11 protein-coding genes are annotated in these 13,250 nt (G+C 51.5%); 5 read left to right on the top strand and 6 right to left on the bottom strand.

Annotated elements, in window-relative coordinates:
* Positions 1–47: 47 nt before the first annotated feature.
* From ACJJIW_RS02600 to ACJJIW_RS02585, 4 genes are all read left to right on the top strand, one after another.
* Positions 48–422: a hypothetical protein gene (locus ACJJIW_RS02600; protein WP_444936629.1), complete on the top strand. Its 375-nt coding sequence runs from the start codon at positions 48–50 to the stop codon at positions 420–422.
* 95 nt (positions 423–517) lie between these two features.
* Complete coding sequence (locus ACJJIW_RS02595) at positions 518–820, top strand: hypothetical protein (protein WP_282934207.1); 303 nt, start codon at positions 518–520, stop codon at positions 818–820.
* Positions 810–1,103: a hypothetical protein gene (locus tag ACJJIW_RS02590; protein ID WP_413664437.1), complete on the top strand. Its 294-nt coding sequence runs from the start codon at positions 810–812 to the stop codon at positions 1,101–1,103. Before ACJJIW_RS02595 ends, ACJJIW_RS02590 begins: the two co-directional genes overlap by 11 nt.
* A 180-nt stretch (positions 1,104–1,283) precedes the next feature.
* Entirely contained in the window at positions 1,284–1,643 is a 360-nt protein-coding gene (locus tag ACJJIW_RS02585; RefSeq protein ID WP_444892827.1) for a hypothetical protein, read from the top strand.
* Between the two features lie 46 nt (positions 1,644–1,689).
* Here the strand turns inward: ACJJIW_RS02585 and ACJJIW_RS02580 are convergent, their stop codons facing one another.
* On the bottom strand, positions 1,690–4,881 hold the full coding sequence (locus tag ACJJIW_RS02580; protein WP_444936628.1) for an efflux RND transporter permease subunit: 3,192 nt from the start codon (positions 4,879–4,881) through the stop codon (positions 1,690–1,692).
* A 99-nt stretch (positions 4,882–4,980) separates the two neighbouring features.
* The gene (locus tag ACJJIW_RS02575; protein ID WP_282934203.1) at positions 4,981–6,123 is read right to left on the bottom strand and encodes an efflux RND transporter periplasmic adaptor subunit; all 1,143 of its coding nucleotides are present in this window, start codon (positions 6,121–6,123) and stop codon (positions 4,981–4,983) included.
* Positions 6,124–6,503: 380 nt separating this feature from the next.
* Between ACJJIW_RS02575 and ACJJIW_RS02570 the strand changes: the two genes are divergently transcribed.
* Positions 6,504–7,466 carry an AraC family transcriptional regulator gene (locus ACJJIW_RS02570; RefSeq protein ID WP_282934202.1) on the top strand — a complete coding sequence of 321 codons (963 nt, stop codon included), beginning with the start codon at positions 6,504–6,506 and terminating at the stop codon, positions 7,464–7,466.
* On the opposite strand, the gene ACJJIW_RS02565 is transcribed toward ACJJIW_RS02570, so the two are convergent.
* The 4 genes from ACJJIW_RS02565 to ACJJIW_RS02550 form a co-directional block, all read right to left on the bottom strand.
* A complete protein-coding gene (locus ACJJIW_RS02565) occupies positions 7,463–7,747 on the bottom strand; it encodes a hypothetical protein (protein WP_413664439.1) in 285 nt (94 codons plus the stop codon). The genes ACJJIW_RS02570 and ACJJIW_RS02565 overlap by 4 nt on opposite strands.
* Before the next feature lie 156 nt (positions 7,748–7,903).
* The gene (locus ACJJIW_RS02560) at positions 7,904–10,216 is read right to left on the bottom strand and encodes an immune inhibitor A domain-containing protein (protein WP_282934200.1); all 2,313 of its coding nucleotides are present in this window, start codon (positions 10,214–10,216) and stop codon (positions 7,904–7,906) included.
* 284 nt (positions 10,217–10,500) lie between these two features.
* Positions 10,501–11,571, bottom strand: a complete 1,071-nt coding sequence (locus tag ACJJIW_RS02555) for a sensor histidine kinase (protein ID WP_444892832.1) — start codon at positions 11,569–11,571, stop codon at positions 10,501–10,503.
* Between the two features lie 254 nt (positions 11,572–11,825).
* Positions 11,826–13,178, bottom strand: a complete 1,353-nt coding sequence (locus tag ACJJIW_RS02550) for a sigma-54-dependent transcriptional regulator (RefSeq protein ID WP_444936627.1) — start codon at positions 13,176–13,178, stop codon at positions 11,826–11,828.
* Positions 13,179–13,250 lie beyond the last annotated feature (72 nt).

The following is a 13,250-nucleotide window of genomic DNA, read 5'->3' as shown; positions in this document are numbered from 1 at the left end:
AAGTGGAAATGAAATATTCGCCGCGAAAAACATCAATAAGATGATTTATGCGCAAATCGATTCTGGGTTGCTGGCTGCTAATGCCTCGGCAGCTAGACTCACAGAGAGGCTACTATCATCGCAGCACTGAAAATGTGAGGTGTCGGATTATGGGACCTACAAGGAAATTCGCGTTGCCGCTTGTGGCGGTATTTGCGATGCAGGGCTGCTTGTTTTTGCCTGCGGATGAAGTGGAGGGTGAAGACCCTTTCTTTTATGAGGCAGAGGCTGCCGGACAAAGCGCCAGCTTTGTGGAAGTCGGCAGTAACCACACAAAATACCCACAACCCCTTACCGCCAAAAGCGAATGCGAGACGGCGGATTGCGTAGATAGCTTGCAGGACTCCATGGCCTGGTTTTTCCCTATATTGCGGGTTTACTAACGACAGTAGCTGAGCCTAGTGTGGAGCTGTTGCGAAATAGCCGGATCTAAAAGTGCGTGGATTCTGTCCGCGCGGTGCTGATACGGAGCGCTACCATGCAAAAGTTTGCGATATTTATTTCTGCCTTGTCGATGGGTGTATTCCTTGAGGGTTGTGGAACCCCCGATACGCGCAATCAAGTGGTTTATCCCGTAAGCCCGCCAATTCCCCGCCATGCGGAATACCGGGGTTATCCCTCTTCTCACTCTTCTCATTCCTCCCATGTGCCAGATGCACCTGCGTCTCCAACAAGCTGCCCGGGGGATTCTGAGGAGCTGGCGCCGGGTTCTATTTGTCCACCCAGTGCCCGTTGTTTTGATATTTCCGGTGGAAGGCGTTGTATTTCCTATGAAAATTAGCGTTGTTTTTTTTCTTATTCTTGTAGCGCAGTCCCTGGCGGGCTGCGTGGCTGACGGTTTCGGTTATGACTTAACCGGCACGGCAACTTACTACACCTACAAAACCACTCCGGTGCCACCGGATGAACTTACAGCATTCCCGCGTTTTTGTCTGGCCGGTGATCCCTATATGGGAAGTCTCGACAACTGTATTGCCGAGGGTGTGCACTGCTATCAACTGGACACCGGTGATTGGTGTGAAGGACCTTATTCACCATTTGAGTTGAGTTACAGTTTCTACTGACCAAGTAATTTTCCGCTAGTGCCGCTTTTTGAGCCGGTGCGAAATGGTGGTATGGGGGCACGCAGTTTATTTTGACTCCATTGTTTTTTCCTGAGTGGAGTAAAAATTAAGACTGGATCGTTTTATTTTGGGATGCCGATTTAAACAGGTTTAATAATGAGGGGTGCCAATAGAAGCTGGATGCGAAATGTAATTGTCGCAGTGGATCAGCTGGGAAATGCTATTGCCGGTGGTAATCCCGATGCAACAATATCGGCACGCTGTGGGTATTTTTCCAGAGTGACGGAAACCCGTTTTCGCCACTATTGGAGATTTTTGGAGAGGGTGATTAATTACACCTTGATGCCAATAGATGGGCCGGATCACTGTTACCAGTCTTATCTGTGGGATCGCGCTGAGAAACACGAAGAGGGCAGTGACTATATGCGAGCCCTTCTGGGGGTGATCGTTATTATTTTTTGTGTACCCATGGGGTTATTGATTCGGGTTTATGTAATTTTATTTCCGAGAGCCCGCTGGAAAAAGGAAACGCGCAAATAGAAAAAAGCCCGGGCGCATAGCATTTATGCGCTCGGGCTAAGCGGGGTTAAGTGTCAGCTACTTGCTCCAGAGGTAAGTTACTCTCCTGGCTATCTGTAGTGCGGGCAGCTGATAGTTTGCCGCCGGCAATCTTGCGCAGGGCAACATAAAATACCGGAGTGAGGAACAGGCCAAACAGGGTTACACCGATCATGCCGGTAAATACGGTAATGCCCATGGCATTACGCACCTCAGCGCCAGCGCCGCCGGCCAATACCAGTGGAACAACACCGGCAATAAAGGCGACTGAAGTCATAATGATCGGGCGCAGACGCAGGCGGCAGGCTTCCAGTGCAGCCTCGACAGTGCCTTTGCCTTCCATTTCCAGTTCGCGAGCAAATTCCACGATTAAAATAGCGTTCTTACAAGCCAGCCCCATCAGTACAACCAGCCCGACTTGAACAAATACATTGTTGTCGCCGCCAGTAGCCCAGACACCAAATAGTGCAGCCAGCAGACACATGGGCACGATCAGGATCACCGCCAGTGGCATTACCCAGCTTTCATAGAGGGCGGCCAGCACCAGGAATACCAGTAGTACTGCGAGAGGGAAAACCACCATAGCGGCATTGCCCTGGTTGACCTGCTGGAAGCTGAGGTCGGTCCACTGGATTTGCATGCCCGGTGGCAGGGCTTGGCTGGCAACCTGCTCAACCGCTGCCAGTGCCTCGGAAGAAGACAACATGCTGGGATCGGACTGCCCCATCAGATCGGCTGCGGGATATCCGTTGTAGCGGATCACCGGATCGGGTCCGTAACTCTGGCGCAGGGTCACCATGGTGCTGATGGGCACCATCTCCCCATTCATATTGCGAGTGTAGAGATTATCGAGATCCTGCACTTCATCGCGGAAGGGTGCATCAGCCTGGGCAACGACCTGGTAGGTGCGGCCGAAAAGGTTGAAGTCGTTGATATACATAGAGCCGAAGTAGAGCTGCAGGGTGCCGAACAAGTCATCCATGCGCACACCTTGAGCCTTGGCCTGTAGTCGATCCACTTCCGCGTCCATCTGCGGCACATTGGCCTGGTAGGAGCTGAAGGGGTAGCTGAGGCCGCTGGCTTGGCTCAGGGCACCAGCCAACATATTGGTGGCGCTTTGCAACTCACCGTAGCCGGCACCGCGACGGTCCTGAACATAGAGGGAGTAGCCGGAGCCGGCACCCAGACCGAAGATGGGCGGCGGCATAAAGGTCATGGCAAAGCCTTCCTTGATCTGTGAGATCTTGCCATTTAGCTCCGCAGCGATTTCCTGGGCACTGCGCTCACGTTCATCGAAATCGTCGAACAGGATAAATACCGTGCCCACGTTGGGAGTGTTGGTACCTTGCAGGGCATTGAAGCCGACAAAGGCCGCGGCGTTGGCAACACCTTCGGTTTCCAGGGCCAATTCACTCACGCGGCGAGCAACTTCCTCGGTGCGGTCCAGAGAGGCACCTTCCGGCAGGCGGATACTGCCCACCAGGTAAGTCTTATCCTGAACCGGAATAAAGCCGCCGGGCACCTGTTGGAACAGGGCAAAAGTACCGCCGAGCAATATCAGGTAAACACCAAATACGATACCGCGACGCTTGAGGCTGCCACCCACGATTCGCTGGTAGCGCTCGGAATTGCGCTGGAAGAAGCGGTTGAACGGGCGGAATATCCAGCCGAACAAACGCTCAATAATACGCGCGGGCATATCCGGTTTGGCGCCGTGAGGCTTCAACAGAGTTGCCGCCAGAGCCGGAGACAGAGTCAGAGAGTTGATCGCGGAGATAATGGTGGCGATGGCAATGGTGGTGGCAAACTGGCGGTAGAACTGGCCGGTGATGCCGTCCAGGAATGCCATGGGCACAAACACCGCGCAGAGCACCAGGCTGATCGCGACAATCGGACCGCTCACCTCGCGCATGGCCTGGTGGGCAGCGGCTAAAGGCGTCAGTCCCTCCTCGATATTCCGCTCGACGTTTTCCACCACCACAATGGCGTCATCCACCACAATACCGATGGCCAGCACCATGGCGAACAGGGTTAGGGTGTTGATTGAGAAGCCCAGCATTAACAGCACCGCAAAGGTGCCGACAATAGATACCGGCACGGCCAACAGCGGGATCAGTGAGGCGCGCCAGGTTTGCAGGAACAGGATAACCACCAGAACCACAAGCAGCACGGCTTCCAGTAGGGTCTTGATCACTGAGCTGATGGAGGTGCTAACAAAAACCGTGGGGTCGTAAGCGACTTCCCACTTGAGGCCTTCCGGGAACTGATCATCCAGTTCAGCCATTTTCTCCCGTACCGCCGCAGAAACCTCCAGTGAGTTGGAGCCGGGGGATTGGAAAATAGGGATGGCGACAGCCTGGCGGCCGTTGAGCAGGGCGCGCAGGGAGTCCTGGGAAGAGGCCAGCTCTACACGGGCCACATCTCTCAGGCGGGTGATCTCACCATTATTGCCGGTCTTGAGTACAACATCGCCAAACTCCTCTTCACTTTCCAGGCGGCCTTTGGCGTTAATGGAAATCAGGAAGTCGGAGCCGTTCGGCATGGGGGAGGCGCCGATCTGGCCGGCGGAAACCTGTACGTTCTGCTCACGCACGGCACTGACAATATCGGCAGCAGTAATGCCTACGGCGGCGGCTTTCTGCGGGTCCACCCACAAGCGCATGGCGTAGTCACCGGAACCGAATACGGCGGCAAGACCCACGCCGGGAATGCGCGATAGCTCATCGCGAATATGCAGTACGGCGTAGTTGCGAATATAGGTAGCGTCGAGGCTATCGTCCGGTGAAATCAGGTGCACCGCCATCATCAGGTTTGGCGACTGCTTCTGGGTAGTAACACCTTGCAGGCGGACATCTTCAGGCAGGCGCGGCAGGGCCTGGGACACCCGGTTTTGCACCTGTACCTGGGCTTGGTCCGGGTCGGTGCCCAACTCAAAGGTCACGTTCAAAGTCAGGGTGCCATCACTGCCAGCCACTGACTTCATGTAGATCATATTTTCCACGCCGTTAATCGCTTCTTCCAGCGGCGTGGCTACAGTTTCTGAGATCGTCTTAGGGTTAGCGCCAGGATAGCGAGCACTCACTTGCACGCTGGGGGGTACAACTTCGGGATATTCGCTGACCGGCAGTGAGGGAATACTGATCAGGCCGACGACGAAAATAATGATCGACAACACGGATGCAAATATCGGTCTGTCGACAAAGAAACGGGAAAAATTCATATACTGCTACTCCGAGAGCGACTCAGTCAGCCGCTCGGATTCCATTGATAGGATTAGCTGAATGTATGGGCTCACTTCGGCAAGCCCCTTGCTCTTTGTTTAGTGGCCAGCGACTTGGGTCGCCTTTACCTGCTCCTGCATGGCCACCATTTCCGGTGCGACGGGCATGCCCGGGAAGAAAATCTTTTGCAGGCCATTCACCACAATTTTCTCGCCGGGCTCCAGGCCGCTGCGGATAACCACAAGGTCACCTTGGCGTTGGCCAGCGACTACGGGGCGCTTTTCGGTGACATTACTGTCGTTGACGATGTAGACATAGCGGCGGTCCTGATCGGTAAGAACCGCTTTGCTATTGATTAAAACTGCCTGTGAAACCTCTTCAATTGGCATTTCCACCCGGGCAAATTGCCCCGGTCTGAAAAAGCCGTCCCTGTTGTTAACCACAGCGCGGAACTGAATAGTGCCGGTATGGCTGTTCAAGCGGTTATCAATAAAGTCCAACTCTCCACTGTGTGGATAGCCCTGCTCACCGGCGAGACCTACGCGCACAGCAGGTTTTTGCCCGCTATTAAGTAAGTCGCGGCCCTTAGCAAAAGTCTGTTCGTCACTTTCGAAATACACGTACATTGGGTCGACAGAGACCAGCGTTGTCAGCAGGGTGCTGTCGGCATTGGCGAGATTGCCTTGAGTAACCAGGGCGCGGCTTACTCGGCCACTTATTGGTGCTTTAACTTCAGTGTATTGAAGGTCCAACTGGGCATTTTCCAGTGCTGCTTCGGCGGCGCTGAGAGCCGCTCGGGCCGAATCTCGCGAAGCGATACGCCGGTCGTATTCCTCGCGGGAGATGGCTTTGCTGTTGAGTAGCTGTTTTGCCCGGCCGGCTTGCTTCTCGCTATAGGAGAGGTCGCTGCGAACCCGAGCCAGGTCTGCGCGGGCGGCGCGTTCGCGGGCCTGATAAGGGCGGGGGTCAATGGTGAACAGGACATCGCCCTGTTTGACCAGAGTTCCCTCGGCAAATGAAACCTTGTCGATATAACCGCTAACCCGCGGGCGCAGTTCAACGGTTTCTGGGGCTGCCACACGGCCGGTAAAGCTGCGCCACAATGTCGTATTTCCTGCAGATACCTGGGCGACCTCCACGGCTGGGGGAGGCGGTTGTTGACCGCTGGGTGCGTCACTGTTGCAGCCGGCGAGTACCAGTGCAGATACGCCGAATAAAACCGTCGTTAATTTTCTTACCATTACGCGTGTACTCCCTTTGCTACGGAGGGGGAAGGGCTATTGGGTGCTTCTCCCAGTAAGGGCGTAACTCTAGCGCTGGCCAAGTTGGTTGCGGTATCCGGGAACTGTTAATTGATTGCCTATTTCTACTTAAGACGTGCTTTTGGGTTGGAAGGATCACATTCTATTGGATGTGTAAAGAACTGGATATATAACTAGTTATCGCAAAAAGTGATTAAGATATTACAGCGACTGTAGGGCTATTAATCGGTTATAGTTACCTATTACTGCACAGTGATTGCCCAATCCTGCAAAACTACACGGAAATTGCCTAAAACTCCGTATACTCTGTGCCACTTCGTGTTGAGTCGTGGAATTGTTAGCGGGCACAAGGGGAGCATATGAGCATTGAAAAAAGAGCGGAATTTAACTCTGTCGCCATGGATATGGAGTCGATACGGCAGAAGCTGATTGCCTCCCTGATGCGTCAGGCACCGGAACAGGGATTAAATGAAACGGTACTGGGTGGTCTCTCCCTGATTCGCTGCAATGAGCCGGGAGCCTGTGCGGCATCGGTGTATACACCGTCCCTGAATTTTATTATTCAAGGCCGCAAGACCTTAGAACTGGGAGACCGGGAAATTTCCTATATGCCGCTGAGCTATGTGGCAACCTCAGTGCACTTACCGATCCTGGGGCGTGTTGAAGATGCTTCCCTGGATACACCGTTCCTCGGGGTAAAGATAACGATCGACCCGCAAGAGGTGGCAGACCTGGTTATGGAGCTGGGTGATAAGGCGCCGGGTGTGGAGGCTGGCTACGACTGTCCCGAAGTCAGCTGCGGCCTGTGCCTGACCAAAATGGATTACGGTATGCTTGATGCGCTAAACCGGCTGGTCTCCTTGCTGGATAGCCCTAAAGATGTCCCGATACTGGCGCCATTAGCCCGGCGTGAGATTATCTATCGCGCCCTGATGGGGGAGATTGGCGCGCGGATGCGCAAGTTTGCCATGGTAGATAGCCAGGCGAACCGGGTATCCCGGGTGATTGAGGTGCTAAAAGACCGCTTCTCAGAACCGCTGCGTATCAGTGACTTGGCCGATCAGGCCAATATGAGTGAGTCATCCCTATATCACAGCTTTAAGCAGATCACCCGCATGTCCCCGTTGCAGTTCCAGAAAAAGCTGCGCTTACATGAGGCGCGACGCCTAATGTTGACCGAGGGGCTGGAAGCGGCTTCCGCCAGCTATCGGGTTGGCTATGAGAGCCCCTCTCATTTCAGTCGTGAATACAGCCGAATGTTTGGTCTTCCGCCCCGCGCGGACGTGATTAAATTGCGCGGTGAACAACGGGTCCCAGCTTAATTTGAAACAGGGTTGCCCTGCTTCAAAACAAATAAGCTACACCACCCTTCGGGACTGATATCGCCCTCCACAACCAGGCAGGCATTGGGGGGCTCAAACAGCTGACAGTCCACGCACTTTTTCCCATCCTTGGGAGTATCCTGGTAATTTACCTTGTCTTTTTGCGCTTTGATTTGGGCCTGAGCTGAGGGTGTTGCAATAAATGTGGCAGGAATTAAAAGTAGCGATGTTCCTGAAAGCTTAAGAAAGTGGCGACGGGAGTTGTCTAGAGGCTTTTCCATAAATGAACGCCTGAATGATGAAAATAAGTTTCTGGCATTCAGGTTAGCTGGAGAAGGGAGTTTTGCTCAAATTAAAGGCTTTGTTTTAAGCGGTAATCTTATTCTATTTGTTAAATTGGAGGCGGCGCCATGTAGGCGCCGTCTGTTTTTACTTCTTTACTTGGTTACGCGTATTTTAGCTACAGATTTATCTCCGCTGCGAGATACGACCCGAACCTTTAAGCCGTAAGGTGTGATAGCGCGGCCGGCATCTGGTATTTCTTCGCTGCTATAGCTCCGGGTGTCATTAAACAATGGGTAGCGGCGGTTGTGAGTGTCACTTAAGAGTATGCCGTAGTCCTCGAGTAAATCCAGAACCATGTCGTCGGCTCTTTCGATGTTAAATGTGGCATCGTGAACCTGATAGCGGGTACTGGCAACGGAATCATCACTCCATCTCAATACATTTTGGTCGGCATCAACAACTCCGAGGAAGCCGTTTCCTGGGTGTACGCCAACCCAGTTATTATCGTAGCTGGAATCTACGTACCAAACCAAGAGGCCTTCTGTGAAAGTGAGCATCTCGCCGGCTACATTGACATGTGCCAATCCGGCATCAACGCCGCGATGCGTACGCCATTCGAGTAAGTAGTAGTGATCGTGCTCGAGATAGCCAGGGTTTCGGCTAAAGCCTGCAAGGCTAAAGTTGCCATCAGTTTCAGCATCATCGAAAAGGAATGTTGTGTCATCAATTTCGATGCTGATGTCATCGGCAAAAAGACCTGAATTCGCTACGGCGCCATCAGTAATATAGGCAAGTGAAAGGCTAATTTCTTGCCCAGCGTAAGCGCTTAGATCGAATGCAACGTCAATCCAGCCCTCGGAGCTACCAGTAATACCATTACCTGGGTTGGTGCCGTTGGGGTTGGTATCTGTAGTTACTGAACCAGGAATGGAGACAAAGCCATCACCGGAATCTACCATGATCGCGGCGTAATCCCAATCCAGCTCAATGTCGTACCAAGCTTTGAAAGAGAGGCTTGCTGTTTCTGCATTGCTCAGATCAACAGATATTGTCATAGAGTTTTGCAGGTTGTTGCCGCTACCACTGAAGTAGGCGTATTCCCCACTGCTGGGTTCGGTAACTATTTCTTGTTTTGCAGGTAGGTCAATTCGGACGGCATCGTTATTGGTCCCCTTATTAACCGCTTCATCGAGTAGCAACTCGATACCGCGGCGAGGAATTTCATCTAGTGCAATAGTTTCACCGTGAAGCCAGTTCCCACCATGGTTGTGTTGCAGGTATTCCTTGGCATATGCGGAAAAGCCCGTGGGTTCTGCACCCGGTGTTACACCAGCCCAGCTACCACTGGACATAATGGACCAGTAGGAGACGGGTTCTCCACGGCCGCTTCCATCGGTATCGTATTCATCGGGCAGGCCCAAATCATGGCCATATTCATGGCTGACAACCCCTGCAGCGGCGTCCGCCGGCTGAATGGTGTAATCGTAAGCAGCCATAGTGCCGCCCCAGTAATCTACCTCCGCAGTAGTCCCTTCAAGTGAATAGACTCCGCCAAGGTTCCAACGGTGAGACCAAATGGCGTCTTCACCCAGTTGCCCGCCACCTGCTTCTTCACCAACCGAGGAGTGGAAGATCATGATGTGATCTACCAAACCATCTGCTTCCCAAAAGTCGCCATCACCATCCAGGTCGTAACGGTCTTCAATATCAAAATCTGACAGGTCTACTGTGGGGTCGGCAGCTGCAGCTTCCAGGGCCTCACGAATTAGGGAGCGGGCATCTCCATCGGTGTTATTGCCGTAATAAGCTGCTGGTTGGCTGGCCATATACCAACCTGCAACAGAGCCTTCAACCGAGTAGCTGTTACCGGATTGCTGCCAGTAAAACTGTTGCATGGATAGCATGTTTTCCCCATTGGGGCCTTCAAAGCCATTTTGGGAGAAAAGCAGGTCAGCGTAATGTTCAGCGGCGTAATCCGCGTAGTACATATCACTTTCCCCGGGTTCGATGCTGTTATGGGGAAAATCGGGGAACTCCATCAAAATAGCGAGAACCCGTGCAGTTTGGGCTTCACCGTCGTAGCTCTCAAGTTGAATGTTTCTAGGGTAGCGGCTGCCGTGGTTGCGGTGAAGGGAACCTTTGCCCCTTTTAAGCCGAGGGTGGTGCCCTCCTCGGGCATCGCGCATCATTGTTACGGTATCGCTGGTAAGATCTTGAGCCCCATTAATACTATGGGTGGCCCGCTCTTTTAAATAAACCCGTAAAGTGCGCTCAGCTTCGGCAATAGAGGCATCTTGGCTGATGCGACCAGAGCGCTTGAGCATATCAATCAATTTGGCTTCATTGGCAATGACCAAGTCGACTTGATCACCACCCTTTTGAGATGAATTAACGGCGTGGGCATTGACTGTCATCAGGCTCAGTGCCAGCGTGCCGACGGAGAGCAAACTGTTTATTTTTAGCATGATCCCTTCTTGTGCGTTCCGAGATGATTTTAAGTTCCGAAATTAGACATAAATAAAATTTACTAAAATAGTCAGATTTCGAGTTATGGCAGCTCAGGTTTTTTATTATTAGCTACAGAGGGATGACGTTTTAAGATGAATAGGCCGCAATAAATTTATGGGGGGGTGGCACAATTTTAAACTAAAGTGTGATATTTATTTGATCGCTGATAAATTTTCCTGAAGATGTTAATGGAAATTATTTCCCCATCTGAAGAGCTTCTGTAGCATAGCTTGTTACATGTCTAGTTTTTTTTATTTTTCCATGGTAGCCAAAGGCAAATTTGCAACCCCCCGCTGGGGCGGTTCAAGAGCTGTATGTACCCGTCGTGTGCATCAATGATTTCCCGGCAAAGCGCTAAGCCCAGGCCGACACCTTGCTCTTTAGTTGAGAAAAAGGGGAGCAGCGCCTGCTCAAGTACTTTCTCACTCATGCCGCAGCCACGATCGGAGAGTACTAACTTTTGTCCAAAGGTATCGGTGGCGATTTCAAGCTCAATATCCTCACTATTACTGCCTGCTTCTCGTGAATTCTTAATCAAATTTAGCAGGGCTTGCTCTAGTTGAATGAGATCAAAATAACCGGGTTCATCTGGTAAGGAGCCTTTAAGTGAGAACGCTTGAATTGGCATTATACGATCGACTAGATCTTGCCAAGCTATGGTCTCGCAACTTGGAGGAGGGAGTTTTGCAAAAGAGGCATACCCTTGGGTGAACTCCGTAAGGTGCTTGCAGCGGTCTGCAATAATATCGAACACTTTTTCCAGTGCTTGCTCTTTTCCAGGTTTTGTTACCAGCACCTTTCCTGAGTGGGCGAGAGATGAAATTGGGGCTAAAGAGTTGTTCAGTTCATGACTGATCAAGCGAATAACTTTTTTCCAAACTTCTACCTCTGCACGGGTTAGTTCGCGGGTCATTTCTCGCAAGACGATTAAGCGATGCTTCTGGGCATTTAATACAAAAGTACTATTTCCGATATGCATGGAGTGTGGCCCATTAGTATCAGTGTAATTAAATAGTCCATTTTTCCAGCTGTTTATGGCGCTAACTATTTCTTTGGGGCTTTTGGGCAGGAGCTTTTGTAATAGTAATCCTTGTATAGGTTTCCCATTATTGAGTAGTTGTTTGGCACTACTGTTTGAGTAAATGATGCGATCGCTTTGATCGACCAGTAAAAGAGCTTGGGGAGATGTCTGGATAACGGTATCTAAAAGGAGTTCTCGTTGATAAATATGAGCACGCTCTTTACGTAAGTGTTCGCCAATCTCATTATAAAGCAGTGTTATTTGTCGGAGCTCATTGTCCTTCGGGGGCACAAGGGAGATTGAGAAGTCGCCGTCACGAAAATTTAGCAGCCCATTTTGCAGTGATTTTATGGTGCTGTTCAGGGGGCCAATTGTGTGCCTTATAAGTCCAATTAACAGGGGCAGTGAAGCTAAAAGCCCCACAGCCCAGGAGAGTGATGGGCTAAAGCCCGCTCGGGTGCCGAGCCAGCTGATAGTAATGCCGGCTAATAAAGGAATAGCTGCTATTGCAATTAGGCGGCCTTCAAGCGAAAAATATTTTGACATCAATAAGGTATACCGTGTTTTTCCAAGCGGCGATACAGCGCTTGACGGCTCATACCGAGTTCACGTGCAGCCTGGGCAATAATGCCATTACAATTGGAGAGAGTCTCCTGTAGCAACTCGCGACTGGGCTCAAAACTCACTTCCACTTTGTCGGTTGGCGTTTGCTCAGGAAGTGCCAGGACGGCTTCATCGATAGTATCCTCCTGACTAAGGACGGCCGCTCGCTGCATAACATTTTGAAGTTCTCGCACATTGCCGGGCCAATGATAGCGAGTAAGGGCGTTTAACGCTTGAGGAGATAGTTTTTTTGAGTTGCCACTTTCTGCGAGGAAGCTCATCGCCAGGGGAGGGATGTCTTCAGGGCGCTCATGTAGTGGCGGGAGGCGCAGTTCTATAACATTGAGTCGATAAAATAAATCCTGGCGGAACTTACCTTCCTCGATAGCCTTGTGGAGATCCCTATTGGTAGCACTGATTACCCGAACTTTGGTTTTGCGGGTTTGGCTGCTGCCTAAACGTTGGAATTCCCCGGTTTGCAGTACGCGCAGTAGTTTCACCTGGCCACTGGATGACAGCTCGCCAATTTCATCGAGAAACAGGGTGCCGCCATCGGCGGCCTCAAACCTACCCTCCCGTGCCCGATTGCCGGCGCCGGTATAGGCTCCGGGTTCGGCTCCGAACAGCTCTGCTTCCATCAGATCTTCTGGCAGTGCACCTACGTTAACTTTAATAAAAGGCCCTTCTCTCGATGAAGAGTTCGCTTGGACAATCTCAGCAATCTTCTCTTTGCCGGCCCCATTTGGCCCTGTGATCAGGATAGGAACTTCAGATTTCGCTACTTGAGTGGCCATCTCCAGCAGCTTTTGCATTTTATCGCTGCGGTAAATTATGCCTTGTAGTAGAAAATCTTCCTGTAATTGGCGTCGAGCATCCAAAGCCTGTTGCTGGGATGCCTGCTGGCGCTTTTGTAATTCTCCCAACTCCAATAAATTGTTAATTGTGGATATTAGTTTATTGTCATCCCAGGGTTTGCCCAGGTAATCAGCAGCCCCAGCTCTGACTAACTCGACTGCCATTTCCAGTTGGGTCCAAGCGGTCAAAAGGATAATTGGAAGGTCCGGATTTATTTCCCGAATTGCGAAGAACAGCTCTTTGCCTTCTTCCCCAGAGGTTGTATCAGCGGTGAAATTCATATCCTGGATAACCAGGCTTACATCGCTGTTCTCTCGCAGCAGTTGTAATCCGGCTTGAGGAGTAATCGCACAAAGTGGCTGCAAGTCATGCAGGGACAACAGGATCTCCAGGGCGGAAACGATACTGCTGTTGTCATCAATAATAAGTACTTTGTCCATAGTTTCTAAGACACGCTATTAAGGCGCCTATTATGCAATGTGTTGGTGGCGAGGGGGAATGTTTGTGGCAGG

This window comes from Microbulbifer maximicatervae (SeqCode), from assembly GCF_052467815.1.
The sequence above is the reverse complement of the archived record's forward strand: the minus strand, read 5'-3'. Positions and strand labels throughout refer to the sequence as shown.